The sequence below is a fragment of the Chitinophaga filiformis genome (genome assembly GCF_900102545.1).
Lineage (GTDB): Bacteria > Bacteroidota > Bacteroidia > Chitinophagales > Chitinophagaceae > Chitinophaga > Chitinophaga filiformis.
Window position 1 is genome coordinate 139,211 of sequence record NZ_FNBN01000009.1, and the last position, 21,144, is coordinate 160,354.

Genomic DNA, 21,144 nt, shown 5'->3' on the forward strand with positions numbered 1-21,144 from the left:
TTCTTTGTTTGCATAATGATGTCCCCTTCTTACAATTTTGTGAGCGTAAAGGTGTAATTAGCTGCATCATTCAAGTTGAGTACAACTTTATAGTTACCAGCCACTCCACCGGGAGCAGAGATATTACCTCCGTCCTGTACCAGTTTACCATCAGTAGGGCCATAGTTGATAGTCCAGGCATTGTTGGCCCTGAACTTAAATCCGCCGGAAGCCTTGATCTGCACCGAGTTGATAATCCATGTGCCGGATGCTGCATCAAACTGCATTGGTACATCCGTATCCCAGTCGGTAACGGCATCACCTATGATAGACCAGGTAGTGAGTATCGTACTCCAGTCACGGGAGTTGACATTGGCCCTTACCAGGAAATAGCCCTCTCCGGGTGTATAAAGATTACCACCACCTTTCACCATCTTGGTATCGCTTTCATAACCCCATGAAGGATCATTCCAGTTAGGCGCCGTTGTGATCTTGAAAGTGTAGTTATTACTGGGATTGTTCGGGAAATAGATATACCCTTCATAGGCTCCTTTACCTGCTTTGTCTGCCAGTGTAGGTGCTGTAGCTGCATTCCATCCCTGGTATTCTCCCGGTACCCATAACCTTGAAACAGTGCCTGGTGCATAAGCTGTTACAGTAAGAGCAATAATATCTGAATAAGTAGCAGGTATAGTAGAAGGATTCGTCGACGTCCCGTTCTGACGTACCTCTGCTTTCATGCGTACATGCAGCAGACCGGCTTTATTGCCTTCAAGGCCTGCCCGCAGTGCAATAGTATTCAATGCATCAACGGTGTAATCCTTAGTCGTATCAGCATTCATCGCAAACTCCACCGCGGTGTTCATGGTACTGCTGGTGTCAAACTGAAGAGAATAAGTGACATCAGCTTTGATGCCATAACTCAGGGTAGACCATGCAAATGACACCGCTTTATCATCACGGTGAGTACTGTCTAATATGATAGAAGTAATACTGCTGCTGAAATCCGGCTTGCCTGCAGGTAGCGTGTACACTGCTTTTGTTTCATCCTTCTTACAGGACGCGAATGCCAGGATGAGCAGAAAATAACTAATAATGCGTTTCATACAATCGTTTTACTTTGATGTTAATAGCCATCGTTTTGTACCAGGTTAGGGTTGGCGATCCTGTCGGTATTGGGAATAGGGAATACATTGTATTTCTCCTGTACACCTGTACCTGCTGCCACTCCGCCTTTAAATGGCCACACGTAGCTGCCGCTGGTCAGTTTACCAAAGCGCACCAGGTCTGTTCTTCTCTTGGCTTCCCAGTACAGTTCCCTGCCTCTTTCTGCGAGGATGAAGTCCAGTGTCAGCTCACTAGCACTGATATCGCCGTTGGTGTTACCATAAGCACGGCGGCGTATCAGGTTCACATAGTTGAGCGCTTCCGCAAGGGTTCCACCGCTGCCACCTCTTAGTACAGCTTCTGCATACATCAGGTAAACATCTCCCAGTCTGAACATAGGAAAATCTGTATCGGTAAATCTCCTGGTAGGATCAGAGCCCGGTTGTCCTGTAGAACTGATATTCTTGAATTTAGGCACTGCGTATCCATCGTTAAAGCTGGACAGGTCACTGATGTCGAGGTTCTGTCCGCTGGTGTAGAACATCGCGCGTTTATCTGTATTGCCGAATGGATCGGGGAACAGGTCCACGATGTTTTTGGTAGTCCTCATACCTCCCCATGCGGTGGACATGCCATAGTCAGCGGGGTTCATGGTGCCTCCGATAGAACCGAGTACAATGTAGCTGGTGTTACCATAAGACTGGGATGTTACGCCGTCTGCAAGAATAGGGAAGATGATCTCTGTCGTGAGATTATTATCTGTCTTGAACAACCGGGAATAATCCGCTGCCAGCTGATAAGCAGTAGTGTTGATCAGCTTATTACAATAGGTGATTGTCTCTGCGTTCTTCTCCGTGCCAGTATACACCTTCGCATTGAGATAGAGTTTCGCCAGTAGTGCCCATGCCGCTCCTTTGTCTACCCGGCCATATTCGTTGGTACGTGGCTCAGGCAACAGGGTTTCCAGATCCTTCAGTTCTGTTTCCAGGTAAGTGAAAAGATCAGCCCTGGAGATCTGTTTGGGCTGGAATGCACCAACAGGATCAGCCTCTGTTACAAAAGGAACTTTCCCATACAGGTCGATAGCGATCCAGTAGTAAAACGCACGCAGGAAGCGGGCTTCATAACGGTATTCCTTAATGTTAGCTGTTACATCAGCCGGGAAACTGCTTGTTTTATCATCTGTCGTCTGACGGAGAAATTCGTTACAGGCTGCTACTCCAAAGAAGATACGGTCGTACATCACCTTTACATATTTCCCATCCGGTGTAAAGTTCAGATTATGAAAACTCAGCAGGTCGCCATCATTCCAGCCGATCACTGCTTCATCTGTGGTAAGTTCCTGTAGTGACCAGTAATTACGGAGGAATACGTTAGTACCTGTATTGTCTGTCACGATATCTGACAGGCTGTTATCTTCATAGTGTTGTCCGCTGAGACAAAGACTGCCATACAGTTTGGCAAGCACGCCCTTTATTTTTACCGGGTCTTTATATACGGTTTCTGATGTTTCCTGCACATACGGCAAACGGTTCAGGTCTTTGGTGCAGGAGCTGGCAGCCATCATAGTGGCTACACAGGCAGTTATTATAGCAAGAGATTTGATTGTCATGGTTCTTCTTTTCATCAGTTAGTAAGCGATGTTGATCCCCAGTGAATAAATGCGTGGCTTCGGATAAGGATTGTTGTCAATACCGCTGAATATCTCCGGATCCAGGCCACTGTATTTAGTGATCACAAATACATTCTGTACAATAGCATTCACGCGAAGTGTAGCAGTCTTGCGAAGGATCTTCCCAAAATTGTATCCCAGTGAAAGGTTGTCCATTCTCAGGAAAGAAGCATTCTCCACATAGTAATCAGAGGAATACTGGCTGTTACTGAATCCTGTATTCAGGTAGTCAGCGTTCACGTTGCCAATATATCCCATGGATGTTCTGATGCTGTTATACGCGCCACCTGCCGATCTGATGTTGTTATACACATAGTTGCCGATGTTGCTGCGCACAACAAAGGAGAGATCCCAGTTGAGATAATTGAACTGTGAGGTAAAGCCCATAGTTAACTTAGGATTGGGAGATTTATATCGATAGAACATGTTGCTTCCTTCGCTTGGTTTCTCATATACACCTTCCACTGGTCTGCCATTGGGATCATACACCTGCTTATATACATAGAAAGTTTGCGGTGCATATCCCACCGTATTGATCTGAACAGTGTTACCTGTACCTCCGGAGATACCTCCTGTGAGGATACCTTCAGAGCTGGAATCTGATACGTTAGAGAGTTTCAGGATCTTATTCTGATTGTAGCTGATGTTAAATCCTGCTTTCCATCCGAAGTTTTGTTTCTCAACAACAGTAGCATTGATGGCCAGTTCCACACCCTTACTTTCAATGTTACCTACATTGGTCAGCACGTGGTTACTGAGGTTCGCGCCAGCAGCAGTAGGAATATCAGCCAGCAGGTCCTTTGTTTTCTTATAATAAAAATCCAGGGTACCGCTGATCCTGTTGTTCAGGAATCCGTAGTCAAGACCGGCATTCCAGGCAGCAGTCTGTTCCCATTTGATATTAGGATCATAGGCTTCGGCGCGGTAAGTGAAATAAGAACCGTTCCCGAAAGGATACTGCACGTTATTAGCGCCACGGGTATAGATCGGCAGGAAGGGATAGGCAAGACCTATATCCTGGTTGCCGGTTACACCATAACCCACACGGATCTTCAGGTCAGAGAAGGTATTGACATCCTTCAGGAATCCTTCTTCTTTGATCCTCCAGGCCAGGGCCACAGAAGAAAAGTCGCCCCAGTGATTGTTGGCCGCGAAACGGGAAGAACCGTCCCGGCGGATGGAGGCAGTCAACAGATAACGGTCCATCAGGGTATAGTTGGCACGGGCAAAGAAAGAGATCAGCGTATTACGGCTTGAATCTGCCGTCGGAATATTAATCACATCGCCCTGTGCATTACGTACCGGATAAGCTGGGCTACCGCGGAAGAAATCCTGGTAAGAGTAACCGGCAGTAACATCTACTTTGCTGGCAATACCTTTCAGGTCTTTTGCATATGTCAGGTAGAGATCGAGTAGCTTGTCCTTCCTTCTCTGGGAATACTGGGTCATAGACCCGCCTCTCTGGTAAGACTGGGCAGCATACGCTGGCACAAAGCCGTTACCCTCTGTTTTGGAAACGTCATAGCCAGCATTGGCTGTTGCCGTAAGCGCCGGGAAGAAAGGCAGTTTATAGTCTACCTTGATACTACCAATGCTCCTGTATACATCACTCAGGCTGGAGTTGAGCATCAGCAATCCAAGCGGGTTTTTGGTGGCCAATTCAATAGGAGTACCGGTGGAAGCATTCAGCCACTCCCAGAAGTTGCCATATTTGTTACTGGCGTATACCGGCTGGGTAGGATCGAATCCGATGGCCGCACCAATAGCGCCTTCGTTGGCGAATCTCGTTTTCTGATATACCCCTTTTACATTGATCGTTACTTTCAGACGATTATTAAAGAACGAAGGGGAGAGGTTGAGGCTCGCCGAAGTCCTCTTGATATTGCTGGTTTTTAAGATACCATCCTGGTAGGTATGGCCCACAGACAGGCGGTAAGGCAGTTTTTTGATACCCCCTGAGATACCCAGGTTATAGTCGCCGCCAAAGGCCTTTTGGAAGATCTGGTCCTGCCAGTCGGTACTGGCCACGCCTACCAGTGCTTTTTCATCGTCATTGCCTTTCTGCGCAATGAGTTGGCGGTACTGATCGCCGTCCAGGACATCTATCTCGTTCCTTCTTACAGACTCAGACAATACGGTGTTGAACGTCACTTTCAGTCTGCCGGCAGCGCCGCTCTTAGTAGTGATGATGATGACACCGTTGGAAGCGCGGTTACCATAGATCGCGGTAGCAGAAGCGTCTTTTAATATATTGAAAGACTCAATATCATTCGGATTGACAAGGCTGAGTGGATTGGCTACGCCGGAAACGCCCTCGCCGGTCAGCGGTACCCCATCTACTACGATCAGCGGATTGTTACTGGCGTTGAGAGAGGTCCCTCCCCGTATCCTGATGGTACCACCAGCGCCGGGGGCTCCTCCGTTGGAGGTAATGACCACGCCCGCCACCTTACCCGTTACCAGTTGATCCGGGGTGGTAATGGCGCCCTGCTGGAAATCTTTCGAGCTGACGGTGGCAATGGACCCTGTCAGGTCTTTCTGGGATCGGGTACCGTAACCGATCACCACCACATCATTGAGGGTGGAAACCGATTCCTGGAGGATCACCTGCATAGGCATGGTGGCAGGCACCCTGATCTCCTGTCTTTTGAAACCCACAAAGGTGATCACCAGGGTATCACCTGTCTGTGCTTTGATGGTAAAATTGCCTGCCGAATCGGCAATGGCGACAGTATTGGCCTTCTTCACTGTGATGGTAGCACCGGGAACCGGTTCGCCTGAGGATGTCTTCAGCGTTCCTTTGACAGGTTGCTGGGCATAGGCAGACAGTCCCGTTAGCATGACAATAAATAGATACAGTATACCGTGGAGTATCCGTTTTTTCATTTTCATCGTGGCATTTTTTATTTTGGCTGTATTTTAGCTTGCAAAGTAGGGGTGCCTTGTCGCAAGCTGTTATTCTATCGTTCATTTTTTTGGTTCTATTGATCAAATTTGCCACTGTGTTGATATTCCACGCTTTATCCCGCGTTCTTTCATGTGTTTACGGTTGTTGCCGGAGGCGTCTCGCTGTGTTGTATGGCTTGCTTTTTTTGCTGCCTATGGGTGTATTTTCCCAGGCGCCGGTGTTACATTTCCGTCATCTGACCAATGAGCAGGGATTATCCAATAGTACCGTGGAAACCATTTTTCAGGACAGCAAGGGATTCATGTGGTTTGGTACCCGGGATGGGCTGAATAAATACGACGGGTACCAGATCGTGGTGTACCGGTATAACCCCGGGGACAGCAACAGCATCAGCGATAATTATATTAAATGCATCTACGAAGATCGAAAGCATCATCTCTGGATAGGTACCCAGAATGGCCTGAACCGGCTTGAACCTGGTCTGAACCGTTTTACACGTTTCATGCACCGGACCGACAGCCGGAGCCTGGGGCATAATCAGGTGACGGCTATTTATGAGGATAAACAGGGTCGTCTCTGGATCGGTACCTATGGAGGAGGGCTCGACCTGTTCGACCGCTCAACCGGCACTTTTACCCATTTCCGGCACCGGCAGGGGAACATACAGGATATCCCGGACAACCGGGTAAACTATCTTTGTGAGGATCCCCAGGGACGTTTCTGGGTGGCTACGGAGAATGGCCTGGCCCTGTTTGACCGGGAAAAGAAACGTTTCCATACCATTCCGCTGCCCTATACCGACGATGGCGATCAACAGGCAGTCAGGATTGTCAGGGACGATGGAAAAGGCAAGCTTTGGCTGGGAACAGAAGAGAAAGGGCTGCTTTTGTACGACCCGGGCACTGGCGGGTTTACTACCTATGAGCACAGAGAGAAGGATGCCTCCAGCTTGTCGACTAACCAGATCAGGGCTGTATTGCCCGATAGTAAGGGCAACCTGTGGGCTGGTGGTGTGAACGGGGGACTGAGTCTTTTCAATGCGGCCAATGGCTCCTTTTTCCACTATCAGAATGAACCGGAGTATCCCAGGAGCTTATCCCAAAGAACGGTGTCAGCGCTTTTCGAAGACAAACAGGGCATTCTGTGGATAGGCACCCACCGGGGAGGTATCAATATATATGTGCCGGGCGCTGAAAAGTTCCGGCTTTATCAGCAGCAGGTAAAAGAGAACAGCCTGAGTTACAACGATGTAAAAGCGTTCTGTGAAGACAGGCAGGGCCGGATATGGATAGGAACCGATGGAGGAGGACTGAACCTGTTTGATCGTGAGCAGCAGCATTTCCGTCATTACCAGTACGACCCCTTTAATAAAAATACGCTGGGCTCTAACGAGGTGCTTGGTATTACAGAAGATAAACAGGGCAATGTCTGGATAGGTACCTGGGGAGGAGGCCTGAACTTATACCATGCCGCCAGCGAAAGTTTTACACGCTTCCTGAATGACCCGGCGGACACTCATAGCCTCAGCTCCAACTATGTACAGAAAATACTGGAAGACAGCCGGGGGAATCTCTGGGTGGCTACCTATTATGGTGGTGTGAATATTTACGACCGCAAGGCGGGGCACTTTATTCGTTTCACGGGTACTGGTGCTAACAGTCTGTCAGGAAAGAATGCTGTTTCCATAATAGAAGACCGCAAAGGCCGCATCTGGATAGGTACCGACGATGGTGGTTTAAATTGTTATGATCCATCCAGTGGTAAGATCAGACACTATTTTACTGCCGGTGAGAAAAAGCCGGATCTGCGGGTACTGTTCATCGATAGCAAAGGACGTTTGTGGGCAGGGCAGTCAGGGCTCTACCTCTTTGATGTGGCGAAGGACAACTTTTCCCTGTATACAACTGATGCTGGTCTTGGTACTGCTTTTATCAAAGGCATGACAGAAGATAAAACCGGTAATTGCTGGATCTCTACTTCGAATGGTATTGTACGTTTTCACCCTGACCAGCACCGGTATAAGACTTACAATACAGGCGACGGATTGCAGGGGCCTGAGTTTGAAGCGAACGCCTATCTGCAGACCCGGGATGGTGAGATGTACTTCGGTGGTATTAACGGGTTCAATGTCTTTTATCCGCAGGAGATCGGGGCTAACTCATTTATGCCCCCTGTTTATATTACCGACCTGCAGGTGTCCAATCAACGGATGCTGCCAGGCGTGGAGGGCTCTCCTTTGCAGCAGGACATCAGCCTGACTGACCGGATAAAATTCAATTACAAACAATCTTCTTTTTCATTCGGGTTTGCTGCGCTGGATTACACAGCGCCGGAGAACAACCAGTATGCGTATAAGCTGGACGGCTGGGACACGGGCTGGAACTATGTGGGTAGTGAAAGAAAGGCGGTCTATACCAATCTTGATCCCGGTACTTATGTCTTTCATGTGAAGGCATCTAACAGTGATGGTGTCTGGAATGAGCAGGGAAGGACCATTACAGTTGTTATCCAGCCTCCGTTCTGGAGAACATGGTGGTTTGTGTTGCTATTGACGGCAATTATCGTGTATGCCGTGTACCGCCTACTGGCATTCCGCCGTGAAAGAGAGCTGAAAGAGATCAGTGAACGGAAACGCGAAGAGGTACACCAGTTGAAGCTACAGTTCTTTACCAATATCTCCCATGAGTTCCGCACTCCGCTGACGCTGATCCTTGGTCCGCTGGAAAAGATGATCAGGGAGTCAAGGGACAATGTGCAGCAGCATTCGTTTAAGCTAATGCAGAAAAATGCTTATCGCCTGCTGGATCTTGTAAACGAAGTGATGGATTTCAGAAAAGTGGAGTCAGGTGTATTGCAGTTAAAAGTGATGCCTGCTAATCCTGTGTTGTTCCTGGAAGAGATTTCCGAAGAATTCAGGGAATGGGCAGCAGATAAACAGGTCCGCTTTACAGTGAATATTGTTGCTGCGCCAGAAGAGGCCTGGTTTGATAACCAAGTATTGGAGAAGATCATCTACAACCTGTTGAGCAATGCATTTAAATATACGCCTCGTGGTGGTCAGATCACACTGGAAATGCGTAATTCAATAGAGGATGTGAAGCCTGCATATCCGCATGAACTGATATTGCAGAACGATTATAAAGCCAGTGAATACCTGCATATCAGGGTAGTGGATAATGGTATCGGTATTTCTAAAGAATCGATAGAACATCTGTTTGAAAGATATTTCAGAGTAAATGAAAACCATCTCGGTTCAGGTATTGGCCTGGCATTTGTTAAAAGCCTCACGTTCCTGCATAGAGGCAGTATACGTGTATATAGCGAACGCAAACAAGGCACAGAGATCATCATTTCTATTCCCTTCTACAAATCGGATTATTCAGAGGAGGAGAGATGGATGGGAGATCCTGCTAAGACAGCAAAACAGCTGGAAAGCCTGGTGTCCAATCAGCGCTATACTATAGCCACGCCGGTAGCGGAACTCCCTGCAGATGCTATTCATCATGCACCAGCAAATCAACATACTGTCTTAATTGTAGATGATAACAGTGAGTTGAGGGAATTCCTGAAATCAGCATTGCTGCCGGAGTACAGGGTAATAGAAGCATCTGATGGGCAGATGGGATTTGAGAAAGCCCGGGCAGAGATGCCGGATATTATTATCAGTGATGTGATGATGCCTGTATTAGATGGTATTGCTTTTTGTAAGTTGGTGAAGGAAAACCTGGAGACAAGTCATATTCCTTTTATGATGTTGACAGCAAAGACTGCTTTGTCGTCTAACATAGAAGGAGCTGCCTCCGGCGCTGATTTTTATTTCGGCAAGCCACTCAGCATAGAGCTGTTGTTGATCACAATCAGAAATACACTGGAGCAGCGGCGCAAGTCGAAAGAGCGCTTCCTGAAGGATTATTTTTATGAGGCGAAAGAGTTGGTGAATTCTTCCAAAGACAAAGAGTTTATGGATGAGCTGCTGAGCCAGATAGATCATCATTTAATGGACCCTGATTTTGATATTAGTTTGTTATGCAGCAGCATGGGCATGAGTAAGACAAATTTATATCAGAAGATCAAACAGCTGACGGGGCAGTCTACCGGTGATTTCGTACGGACTATCCGGTTAAAGAAGGCAGCTTATATCATGTCTCACGAGGATGTACCATTGTCTGAAGTAATACTCAGGATAGGGATACAGACCCAATCTTATTTCACAAAGGCGTTCAAAAAGGAGTTTGGAAAAACGCCTACACAGTTTTTGCAGGAACTAAAGCAATAAGGAAACCACTATAGATTTAACAAACATTTGAGTAAATTCAAACTTCTAACAACCGAACTCTAATAATCAAGACATGAAGAAATTATTATCCTGTTTTGTTGTATCCCTCGGTATTGCATCTGCTGCAAACGCCCAGGGAACGCAATGGCACGTTATTAAAGACAGAATTGTAACCCAATGGGCAACTCAGGTCGATCCGAAAGCCCCGCTACCAGAATATCCACGTCCGCTCCTGGTCAGAAGTAATAACTGGATAAATTTAAATGGTCTCTGGAGTTACGCTATTACGCCGAAATCGCAGTCGGAACCTGCTAATTATGAGGGCAGCATCCTGGTGCCTTTTGCAGTAGAATCTGCCTTATCAGGAGTAGGCCGCACCGTTGGAAAAGACAGTTTGCTGTGGTATAAGAATAGCGTCAGCATTCCTTCTTCCATGAAGAACAAAGACATTCTCCTGCATTTTGGTGCGGTAGATTGGCAGACAGAAGTGTTTGTGAACGGCAAGAGTGCAGGCAAGCATGAAGGCGGTTATGATCCGTTTTCCATCAACATCACACCTTATCTTAAGAAAGGTGCAAAGCAGGAAATAACTGTACGTGTATGGGACCCAACGGATGATGGTCCGCAGCCTGCCGGCAAACAGGTAGTTAAACCTGAAGGCATCTGGTATACGCCCGTAACTGGTATATGGCAAACGGTATGGCTGGAAGCAGTCCCTAAAGCATATATCAGTTCAACTAAAAATACGCCTGATATCGATAAACACACGATATCTGTAGCGGCAGATGTGGAAAACCTGCAGGAGGGTGATAACCTGAAAATTGAAGTACTGGACGGTGCTACTGTGGTTGCACAGCAGCAGGTAGGTGCTAAGGAAACTGCAGTGATTACGATTAACAATGAGAAATTATGGTCGCCTTCAGCTCCTTTCCTGTATGATCTGAAAGTGACACTGGTGCGCAATAATAAACCAGTAGATGAGATAAAGAGTTATTTCGCTATGCGTAAAATATCCATGGCACCTGATGCTAATGGGATACAGCGCATGCTGCTGAATAATAAATTCCTTTTCCAATACGGTCCGCTGGATCAGGGCTGGTGGCCTGACGGTTTGTATACACCGCCTACTTATGCAGCAATGGTGTACGATATCGATCAGCTGAAGAAGATGGGCTTTAATATGATCCGTAAGCACATCAAGGTAGAACCTGCTACCTATTATGCCTATTGCGATAAGGTAGGTATGTTGCTCTGGCAGGATATGCCGAGTGGCGACAGGGGCAATGGATGGGAGAACCGTCCGGGAATACTGGACCACGCAACGGACAAAGACCGTACACCGGAGTCAGAGGGTTATTACCGCAAAGAATGGAATGCTATCATAGATGCCCTGTATAACTATCCGAGCATTGTGGTATGGATTCCATTCAACGAAGCCTGGGGGCAATTCAAAACAACAGAGATCACTGAATGGACGATGAAGAAAGATCCATCCAGACTGGTGAACAGTGCCAGCGGTGGTAACTTCTATCCTACAGGACATATCATCGATCTGCACAACTATCCTCATCCTGCTATGCCGAGACCAGACCTGTTTGGTCAGAAACAGATCCTGGTACTGGGAGAGTTCGGCGGACTGGGATTGCCGCTGGAAGGTCATACCTGGCAGAAGAACAAAAACTGGGGTTACCAGTCATTCAAAACATCTGAAGATATGTTTAAACGTTACCAGACCTTCACTGAAAGGCTTGCCCAGCTGATTCCTTTAGGTTTGTCAGCAGCTGTATACACACAGACAACCGATGTTGAAGGGGAGGTGAATGGATTTATGACATACGATCGTCAGGTAGATAAAATGCCTGTCGACAAGCTGCATGAGGCGAATGTGAAATTGTATGATCCTGCACTGGTGAAATAATGATAATAACATAAACACCGAACTATGTTAAAGAACGTTTTAACTGCTTTTTTTATACTTGGAACAACTGTAGCTGCTGAGGCTACAGTTGTTCCCAATAGCCTCTTTTCAGATCATATGATCTTACAGAAAGGTGTGGCTGTACCGGTTTGGGGGCATGCCAATGAAGGGGAGAAGGTGACTGTCCGCTTTAATGGTCAGACAGTGTCAACGGTTGCTAAGGGTGGGAAATGGATGGTGAAACTGGCGCCGCTGCCTTATATCACCACTCCGCAGGAGATGACGATAACAGGAGAGAACAAGATATCCATTAAGGATATTCTCGTGGGTGAAGTGTGGTTATGCAGTGGTCAGTCCAATATGGAAAGACAACTGGGACCAAGGCCTCCGCAGCAGCCTATCACTGACTGGGAAAAGGAGAGGGATGCGGCGAATTTCCCGATGATCCGGGAGTATTATGTTCCCCTGAAATATGCGGCAGATAAGGTAGAGGATGTACATGAAAAGTGGACAGTCTGCTCACCTAAAACAGTCGCTGATTTTTCGGCGGTAGGTTATTTCTTTGCCCGGGATCTGTATAAGCGGATCAATGTTCCCATAGGGATTATATTCTCCGCTTTTGGTGGTACGCCTGCAGAGGACTGGACCAGCAAGGCTGCTTTGGAAGCGAATCCGGAATTAACAGAGCTCGTGAAGAACTATGATAAAGCCACTACCGGTTACAGACCTCCAGGGAAATTAATGAGTGGGCTTTATAACGGTATGATCAATCCGCTTATTCCTTATGCTATTAAAGGCGTTGCATGGTATCAGGGAGAAGCGAATAATGATCGTCCTAAACAATACCAGGTTGTGCTGCCCAATATGATAAAGAACTGGAGAACTGATTTCGGTCAGGGAGATTTCCCATTCCTGATCGTACAGATTGCACCTTATAAGGACATGACGCCGGAGATCAGGGAAGCACAGCTGAAAATAACGCAGAAAGTTAAAAACACGGCACTGATCGTAACAACAGACTGTGGTGATGCCAATGATATCCATCCTTCCCATAAGCAACCTGTAGGCGCACGACTGGCACTGGCTGCCAGTGGACTGGTTTATCACCAGAAGATAGAATATTCAGGGCCGATGTTGAAAACCTTCCGTGTCAATAAAGATAGTGTGACGCTGATCTTCGATCATGCAGCAAAAGGTCTTCAGGCAAAAGGTAATGGAACCTTGTCTGGTTTTACCATCGCTGGTGGAGACAAGAAATTTGTACCTGCGGTAGCAGTAATCAGAGGAGATAAGGTGATCGTGCATAGTTCCGCGGTATCCAAACCTGTTGCAGTACGATATGGCTGGGCGAACGTGCCTGATTGTAATTTGTACAATTCGGCCGACCTGCCTGCCTCGCCTTTCAGGACAGATGTGGAATAACTTATTTCAAAAGCACTGACGAAAGTCGGTGCTTTTTTTTGCCTGATATAATTTGCTTATTTTCATATTCTAATAACATATATACCTATGCGCGTCTTCAAAGAAGTTTACCGCGATGAGCACTCCAGTAATACAAAGGAAATATTCTACAACGACAAAAAGCAGATAACCGGAATACTGGAATCTGCAAAGAGCTCTGGAGAACATGGTTTCCTGAGTGTCTATGAATATACAGGAGAGAACTACCGTATAGTAAAATATGGGCATGAAACAAAAAGCTATGCTGCGTTTAAAGACAAAGGGCATACGATACTGCATACAAATAACTGGCATACTGTAGAAGAAGCATCTACTACCCGTGAATATAAGTTTGAGAATGGTTTGCTGGTAGCCGAGTATTATCACAACATCCAATATGGTACGAAGGAGTCTTTGACTTATACTTATCAGAATGGGGTAAAGGCTTCAGAAACAAGGATAGCTGAGGATGGTACCGTGCTGAAAACGACTTACACTTATCACAATGGTATGCTGCAATCAATACTTACTGTTAGTAACGGTCAGTTTTCTGAGCAGATCATTTATGTATATGGGAATACCGAGGTATTGTTGGAAGAGCAGCGATTTGGCAAGTATAAGGATACGCAGTATATGGCTTCGCAGAAGAAGTTCCTCTATAATGCGGAGAAGGAAGTGGAGAAAACCGAGTATTATGGCAGATATGATGGTAAAATGGTGCTGTACAGAAAAGAGGAAACTATCCGTCAGGGTAATGTGCTGACTAAAAAAGAGGCGTCTGTTTCAGCTATCGAGCATATGATTGGCTACTATGACCTGGCAGCGCTGCATGATACGTTGAGAGAGAGGGGCATGGAGTGGGCTATTCCGACCTATGATAAAAGGTATGCGGAGACTGCTACGTTTGATGCACAAAGCTGTACTATTGAGAAATATGATGACAATGGGTATGTGACTGAGGTTAAGTATATAGAGCCGCATAGCCGGGAGACGGTAGGGGCTATGTTTTTCCGTAATGAGTATAATGAAAAGTCGCAGCTGGAGTTTACTATTAGTTATAGGGTAGTGGAAGGGGGGAAGATGGAGGAGACGAGTATAAAGAAGTTTTATTATGTGGATTAGATTGGGACGACCTTTGGTCAATCTGTTTGACTATACATGTACCCTGGCATGCAAGCAGTAAAGAATGCTACAAAAAGGTAAGCAATCTTTTCATGTATGATGTTCGCCCAAACCTTGTAATAGGTTTCCACGGTTGTGATAAAACCACACGTGATGAATTAGTGAATGATCCCCAAGCTATAAAAATCAGCGAAAAGCCATATGACTGGTTAGGCCACGGCTTTTATTTCTGGGAAAATAATATTGACAGAGCCATTCAATGGGCAAATGCCAAGTTTGAGAGAGGCCTTATAAAAGAGCCATCAGTTGTTGGTGCCATTATAAGTCTTGGCTATTGCTGCGATTTTTTAGATTCAAAATATATTAATTTGCTTAATCCATATTATAACTCTATGGAAGCAGCGTATGCGCAGTTAAATCAGCAGTTACCCGTCAATAAAGATCTACCAAGGGATCCACATCAGGACCTTCTCCTCCGTGAACTCGACTGTGCGGTCATTGAATATATGCATGCTGAAATAACAAACAGCTATAAATCTGATATGGAGAGTAGAGGTTTCACAGATATTAAAATGTTTGATACCGTAAGAGGAGTATTTACCGAAGGCGGTCCTGCGTTTGCAGGAGCGGGCATCCTTGAAAAAAATCATATCCAGATCTGCATCAGAAACTTGAATGGTATAAAAGGTTTTTTCGTTCCAAGAACAGAAACCGACTTTGTTAAATGGAATATAAAAAAGTATACTCCGACATTGTCCACCTCAGCGAAAGCCACAGCATGAACTCAGAATAGCTATCCAACGCAGCTATCAGACTCTGGACTTCAAACGACTCAACGTCTCCTGTGAAATATTAAGATAAGAAGCCACCATTTTATTCGGCAATCTTTTTACAATGTCGGGGCTTTTCTCAAGTAATTGCCGATAACGCTCCACGGCATCTAATGTAAGAAAAGACATTAAACGCCTGGTATTAGTGACATAAGCATGTTCTAAATAACTCCGGTAGAACTTTTCCCACTGTGGTATAATATCCAGTAGATGAAAAAAATCTTTATGACTGATATAGAGTAGTTCACTGGCTTCCACGGCCTGGATAAATTCTTCAGAAGGTTCACCAGTAGTGAAACTCATCAATGCTGTAGCAAACTGGTTTTCAAATGCAATATAGCGTGTGGCGTCCTGTCCGTCTTCATTGATAAAGTATATTCTCAAACAACCTTTGCCAACGAAATAAGATCGTTGGCTGGTTTGTCCCTGTGTTAACAGGAGCTCATTTTTTTTGGGCTTCAATGGCTTGTAGTAAGAGAGGATAGTCGTTAATTCCTCTTCACTGACCTTGATCTTTTCTTTGATATAATTAGCCAGTTGTTCGTGCATGCAATCGTATTTCCTGCTCAAATTACGATTTTGCCGTGACCCTTTCCGCTAATTTACGTGCATTGGGAATAATAATGAAGGCTGCCATATAAGCAACAGGAACCATAATGCTCCAGGCTTTCAGGAATTTGATGAACCAGTCTTCACCAAAACCATAGTTACGGATCAGTCCTACAAATGCCATGATCAGCGTCATAGGGATTACTACAAAGAGTGTGTTGATGTACTTGAAATGTTTCTGTTTCATTGTTGTTTTTTTAAAATTATAACACTGCAAAGTTGCATTAGCCTTGAACGTTAAGATTTGATCTAAGTCAAAAAATTTGAATTTCCCATTAAAAGGGCTAAGTTTGATACTAAACCTATAACTATGCCCAGGCCCACTTTCTTAACCATTCTTTTTATGGTACTGTTCCCTATGCTGGCATTCGCTGAAACTGATTCATTACCAGCAAAATATTTAAGCCTTGGATCGAGAAAGGCAGGTCTTTGTTTCGGTAATTCACCTGTATTTACTGGTTTTAGATTTAATGGGCTGAACAAAAATGTCAGCAGATTAAATGGGTTCGATCTTGCGTTGGTCAACGAGGAACGCAAGGGAACATCTAACGGTATTTCACTTGCTATTGGCGCTAATACGCAGGAGCGGAATAATGGTCTTGCAATAGGTGGACTTTTGAACGCTGTAAATCGTGAGAATGGAATAATGCTGGGACTTTTGTATAACGTAGGCAACAGGCTTAACGGCGTAGGAGCAGGGATACTTTTTGCATGCGATACGGTGAACGGATTTGCCATAGGAGCAGGGGAAGTAGGCAGAATGGATTCATTAGGCGCTATCAATGGCGTGGCCTTAGCTGTTGGTGGGACGATAACCGGGACGATGAATGGATTAGCTGTTTCTTTGGAGAATTTTTCCGACAGGCATAGAGGACTTGCTATCGGTGCTTATAACAATACCAAACGATTGAAAGGTATACAAATCGGGTTTTACAATGTTGCACTAAATAACCCCAGGGGATTCAGGCGCTTACCGCTGATTAATATGCATTTTGGAAAGTAATATAGATTTGACAAAAGATAAACCTATAATTATGCCCAGGTCCACTTTCTTAACCCTTCTTTTTGTAGTACTGTTCCCAATTCTTTCATTCGCTGAAACTGACACATTACCATCAGGATATTTCAGTCTTGGATTAAAAAAGGCAGGTATCTGTTTCGGTAACTCTCCCGCCTATACCGGTTTCAGATTTAATCTGATGAACAAAAGGATCAGAACATTAAATGGACTCGATTTAACATTGCTTGACGATGACCAGGATGGAAGAAGTAATGGTATTTCAGTTGGTATTGTCGCTAAAACGCAGTATCGGAATAATGGTCTTTCCATTGGAGGGATCTTTAATGCTGCTGATCGTGAGAACGGAATAATGGTGGGGCCTGTTATCAGTGGCGTGGGTAGGTTGAACGGAATAGGAATAGGGAGCGTTCTGATCACCGATACATTGAATGGGATGGTGATTAATACTCTGTTATTGGACAGACATCTCGGGGATTCAGCGCGAAGCCTTATCAATGGAATGGCGGTGTCTGTTTTCAGAATAGATGTTGGTAAGATTAATGGACTGGCTATTTCCTTATATAACCATTCCCGCGCCCATAAAGGACTTGCTATCGGTGCCATCAACAGGAGTACCCGTTTAAAGGGCGTACAAATAGGACTATACAATGTGGCGTTAAACAATCCCAGAGGATTAAGACGACTACCCTTTATCAACATGCATTTCGGGAAATAATATAAATTTGTTAAAAGATAAACCCATACCTATACCAATGTCCACTTCTTTAACCGTCTTTTTTATAGTGTTCTTTCCTATATTGGCTTGCGCTGAAACTGATTCACTACAAGCAAAATATTTTAGCATTGGATTCAAAAAGGCAGGTATCTGTTTCGGTAATTCAACTGTTTATACCGGTCTCAGATTTAACCTGATGAACAAAAAGGTCAGAACATTAAATGGATTCGATCTTACTTTGCTGGATCTGGACGAGGATGATAATAGAACGAGTAATGGTATCTCAATTGGTATTGTCGGTAAAATGCAGGCTCAGAATAATGGTCTTTCCATTGGAGGTTTTATGAATGCTGCAGAGCGCCAGAACGGAATAATGCTGGCGGCTGTTATGGGTGGAGGAACCAGGCTGAATGGAGTAGGTGTTATGGGGGGTATGATGACCGATATTGTGAACGGACTGGCAATTAGTGCTTTCTTATCGGATAACAGATATATTAGAGATTCTGCGCAGAATGTCGTCAATGGGGTTGCGTTGTCTCTATTTATAGCAAACATTGGTGAAGTAAGAGGGATGACAGTTGCTGCGTGTAATCTGTCCATTTTACATAAAGGACTTGCTATTGGTGGCATTAACAGAACTTCCCGGTTAAAGGGCGTACAAATAGGTTTATACAATATAGCGTTAAATAACCCCAGGGGATTCAGAAGGCTGCCCTTTATCAACATGCATTTCGGGAAATAATAAAGATGAATATGTTTTAGCCTTCAATAAAAAATACAAACTAGTTGGTATTTTCAATCCAGCTCAAATCTGCCATCTTTGATCAAGTAACTGCTTTAGTTATCTGAACCCCATAAGCCCCAAAACTATGGCAGATCAAACCACGCTTGACACCCTTTATCTGGTGAGTGATACAGATAAAGATGTTTCACTGGAAATTATTATTGGCGATGTTGGGCAGACAGCCAGCAGCCTGATTGCAATTGATCAGGAAGACCCCACAGACCACGAGGGTTCCCTGTCAGAAACTCCTTTAGGAACGAACAGAGAATTGAATAATAAGGTCTTATTCATCACTACAACTATCACTGATACTTCCGAATTGTCAAATTTTACGGAGATGATCATCCGCTTGAGCTGATAACGAGACTGCAGAGGCCATGCAGGCTAATGCTGAAAATTTACAAAGAGCGGCAGCATCTTTCGATGGCGCCCGTAGCGGCTTTTCCTGGGAACTGGCCGGAGGAATAAGCAGTGAATTCTTAAACAAGCAATTCAACAATTCCCGCGTACATAATGCAGGCATCTGGACAACAATGGGGTACACCGGAAAACAAGGCCTTGCCATATTAGGGCTGGTTCGCTTTCTCCATAATCCGGAAAAGATCTTCGCTAAAGACAACGAGTTGAACAAAATGGGAAGTATCTCTACACTCGATGGAGGTGCCAGAGCAGTCTATTCCCCGAATGGCGGACGATTTAACTGTAGCGTTGAAGCCGTGTATCGCAGTGTATTATCTTCCAACACCATCGATCCTTCCTGGAGATTGATATTCAGTGCAGACTATTCTATCTTCAGAAACCAGAAACTGACCTTTTCCTTCGGAAGAAACTATGATGGTATTGTCACAAAAGATGGCAACCTGGTAGCCGCGCTTACATTAATCGCCGGCCTGGGTAATAAACGATAATATTGTTTTATATAGAACAAAAGAGGGCACGTCATCATTCGCTTGACGCGCCCTCTTTATTATACTAATACCCCGGATTCTGCGTGATCCGCGGATTGCGGTCTATCACATCCTGTGGTATCGGATTCAGATACATCTTCGGAACGAACACATGCGGATGGTTTAAGAGCACTGGCTCATACTTCCATACGCCGCTATTGTTTTCCGGAATACTGTTCGTGATCTTCATCCCATGCCGGTCGTGGATCAGCACCTGTTCTGCTGTTTTCCAGCGGATGAGATCATAGAAACGTTTGTTCTCAAAACACAATTCCACCCGGCGTTCCTGGTAAATAGCAGTACGCATCTCATCCTTGCTGAGTGATGCCGGCAAGGCAGGAAGGCCGCCTCTTGCACGCACCTGGTTGATGGCGTCATATACACTTGCATCAGGTCCTACAGCCTCATTCTGTGCTTCTGCATATCCCAGCAGGATCTCCGTATAGCGGTAGTAGATGAAGTTTGCGCCGCTGATAGTACCTCCGCCTGGTCTTACCAATGGATTCAGCCTTTTCTTGAAATAATAGCCTGTATTGCTTACATCATCCGTACCGAAATCGATCTGGTTCTTCGATGGACGTACCTTATCGATACGCGTATAGATAGTATCCTGTTTATCCATCCATGTCATCTTATACGGAGCGCCATCATACACGATCCATTGATAGAACCTGGGCTCTCTTCCTACATAAGGATTTTGGGGATTATAACCTGATGTTGGGTCTTCAATACGCTTACCATTGGCCATCCTGAACTGATCTACCAGCTCCTGTGTAGGATTGTAATTACCCCAGGTATAATAAGCGCCATTGATCCATACGGGACCACCATATTGTTCAAAGGAAGATCCCATGGTAACTGCTACTACCTGCCGGTCCCACAGTACTTCACTGTTGTATTCATTGGCCTCATACCACAATGCTGAGAGATCGGAAAACAATCCATAAGGATGCCCGTTGCCGTATTGATCGATAAACTGTTTGAGTGTAGCAGCAGCAACAGCCCACCTGTTTGCATCAAACTGACCATAACCCGCTACATGATGCGGATCGGCGCCTGCCGCAGCTTGTGCTGCATTGAACGCAGGACTGGCAGCATATAATTGTATCCAGCCTTTTAAAGCCAGTGCAGCGCCTAGTGTAGCATGACCAGCATCAGCATCGCCATGGTTATATTTAACTGCCAGATTGCCGTTACGCACAACTGTGTCCAGATCACTGGTAATGAAATCCACCGTCTCGGCAAATGTGCTGCGCGGATAATAGAGCTGGCTGCTATCGTTGTTGCTACGATCAGGTACACCAGTGATAATAGGAAGTCCGCCAAGATGCATCCACAGCTCACTGTAAAAGAATGCCCGCAGGAAGCGCGCTTCGTCCAGGCGCTTCTTCCGCCATGTTTCAGAGAAATTGGTGGCATAGGCCTGCACCTTCGCCATGAAGGTATTACATTTCCGGATCGCTATAAAAGTAGCGGGCCAGTTAGTAAGATCGCCTGATCCTGTAATACCGCCCCACACCGTATAATCCGTGCCCGCAGGAGATACAATGCCCTGCTTCCAGTTGTAGGAAGTGTAATAGAAACCCGCATCATTATCATCCGTGAAATTGTCGAGGTTCTCCGGTTGATTCCAGTAATTGGGCAGATCGCTATAGATGTCATTCAGAAAAATGTCGGCATTGCCTTCTGACGACCACTGTAGTTCATCCGTCAGTTGTGTTTTGTCCGTATTCTCCAGGAAGTCTTTCGTACAGGAGAAAAGCGGTAGCAATATGATGAACAGCATGCAATATATTATACGTTTCATAGTAAGTCC

The 21,144-nt window shown here is 45.4% G+C and carries 16 protein-coding genes; 10 read left to right on the forward strand and 6 right to left on the reverse strand.

All coding sequences use genetic code 11. The features are described from left to right. Window positions 1-29 precede the first annotated feature (29 nt). From BLR32_RS27970 to BLR32_RS27980, 3 genes are read right to left on the reverse strand one after another with little or no spacing between them, the layout of a single operon-like run. The gene (locus tag BLR32_RS27970; RefSeq protein ID WP_089836897.1) at window positions 30-1,085 is read right to left on the reverse strand and encodes a SusE domain-containing protein; all 1,056 of its coding nucleotides are present in this window, start codon (window positions 1,083-1,085) and stop codon (window positions 30-32) included. 20 nt (window positions 1,086-1,105) lie between these two features. Further along, window positions 1,106-2,698 (reverse strand): RagB/SusD family nutrient uptake outer membrane protein, encoded by a 1,593-nt coding sequence (locus BLR32_RS27975; RefSeq protein WP_089837256.1) that lies wholly within the window; start codon window positions 2,696-2,698, stop codon window positions 1,106-1,108. 18 nt (window positions 2,699-2,716) lie between these two features. Next, window positions 2,717-5,650 carry a SusC/RagA family TonB-linked outer membrane protein gene (locus BLR32_RS27980; RefSeq protein WP_089836898.1) on the reverse strand — a complete coding sequence of 978 codons (2,934 nt, stop codon included), beginning with the start codon at window positions 5,648-5,650 and terminating at the stop codon, window positions 2,717-2,719. A gap of 209 nt (window positions 5,651-5,859) precedes the next feature. On the opposite strand from BLR32_RS27980, the gene BLR32_RS27985 reads away from it, so the two are divergent. The 5 genes from BLR32_RS27985 to BLR32_RS28005 all read left to right on the forward strand — a co-directional run bounded on the left by BLR32_RS27985 (window position 5,860) and on the right by BLR32_RS28005 (window position 15,204). Further along, a complete protein-coding gene (locus BLR32_RS27985; protein WP_089836900.1) occupies window positions 5,860-9,942 on the forward strand; it encodes a two-component regulator propeller domain-containing protein in 4,083 nt (1,360 codons plus the stop codon). Between the two features lie 73 nt (window positions 9,943-10,015). Continuing rightward, window positions 10,016-11,860 (forward strand): glycoside hydrolase family 2 protein, encoded by a 1,845-nt coding sequence (locus BLR32_RS27990; RefSeq protein WP_089836902.1) that lies wholly within the window; start codon window positions 10,016-10,018, stop codon window positions 11,858-11,860. A 24-nt stretch (window positions 11,861-11,884) separates the two neighbouring features. After that, on the forward strand, window positions 11,885-13,282 hold the full coding sequence (locus tag BLR32_RS27995; protein ID WP_089836904.1) for a sialate O-acetylesterase: 1,398 nt from the start codon (window positions 11,885-11,887) through the stop codon (window positions 13,280-13,282). An 87-nt stretch (window positions 13,283-13,369) separates the two neighbouring features. Continuing rightward, window positions 13,370-14,422, forward strand: coding sequence for a hypothetical protein (locus BLR32_RS28000; protein ID WP_089836906.1), 1,053 nt, complete (start codon window positions 13,370-13,372; stop codon window positions 14,420-14,422). 92 nt (window positions 14,423-14,514) lie between these two features. After that, window positions 14,515-15,204, forward strand: a complete 690-nt coding sequence (locus BLR32_RS28005) for a hypothetical protein (protein ID WP_176842455.1) — start codon at window positions 14,515-14,517, stop codon at window positions 15,202-15,204. A 27-nt stretch (window positions 15,205-15,231) separates the two neighbouring features. Here BLR32_RS28005 and BLR32_RS28010 read toward each other — a convergent pair whose 3' ends face one another. After that, entirely contained in the window at window positions 15,232-15,801 is a 570-nt protein-coding gene (locus BLR32_RS28010) for a Crp/Fnr family transcriptional regulator (protein WP_089836908.1), read from the reverse strand. Window positions 15,802-15,823: 22 nt separating this feature from the next. After that, the gene (locus tag BLR32_RS28015; protein ID WP_089836910.1) at window positions 15,824-16,048 is read right to left on the reverse strand and encodes a DUF2798 domain-containing protein; all 225 of its coding nucleotides are present in this window, start codon (window positions 16,046-16,048) and stop codon (window positions 15,824-15,826) included. A gap of 156 nt (window positions 16,049-16,204) precedes the next feature. On the opposite strand from BLR32_RS28015, the gene BLR32_RS28020 reads away from it, so the two are divergent. The 5 genes from BLR32_RS28020 (at window position 16,205) to BLR32_RS28040 (ending at window position 19,289) form a co-directional block, all read left to right on the forward strand. After that, complete coding sequence (locus BLR32_RS28020) at window positions 16,205-16,864, forward strand: LA_2272 family surface repeat-containing protein (protein ID WP_143011618.1); 660 nt, start codon at window positions 16,205-16,207, stop codon at window positions 16,862-16,864. Between the two features lie 31 nt (window positions 16,865-16,895). After that, window positions 16,896-17,597, forward strand: a complete 702-nt coding sequence (locus BLR32_RS28025; RefSeq protein WP_089836914.1) for an LA_2272 family surface repeat-containing protein — start codon at window positions 16,896-16,898, stop codon at window positions 17,595-17,597. 7 nt (window positions 17,598-17,604) lie between these two features. After that, on the forward strand, window positions 17,605-18,339 hold the full coding sequence (locus tag BLR32_RS28030; RefSeq protein WP_143011619.1) for a hypothetical protein: 735 nt from the start codon (window positions 17,605-17,607) through the stop codon (window positions 18,337-18,339). 127 nt (window positions 18,340-18,466) lie between these two features. Continuing rightward, entirely contained in the window at window positions 18,467-18,739 is a 273-nt protein-coding gene (locus tag BLR32_RS28035; RefSeq protein WP_089836917.1) for a hypothetical protein, read from the forward strand. Window positions 18,740-18,758: 19 nt separating this feature from the next. Next, window positions 18,759-19,289 (forward strand): hypothetical protein, encoded by a 531-nt coding sequence (locus BLR32_RS28040; RefSeq protein ID WP_089836919.1) that lies wholly within the window; start codon window positions 18,759-18,761, stop codon window positions 19,287-19,289. Between the two features lie 64 nt (window positions 19,290-19,353). Here the strand turns inward: BLR32_RS28040 and BLR32_RS28045 are convergent, their stop codons facing one another. Further along, complete coding sequence (locus BLR32_RS28045) at window positions 19,354-21,135, reverse strand: RagB/SusD family nutrient uptake outer membrane protein (RefSeq protein WP_089836921.1); 1,782 nt, start codon at window positions 21,133-21,135, stop codon at window positions 19,354-19,356. Window positions 21,136-21,144 lie beyond the last annotated feature (9 nt).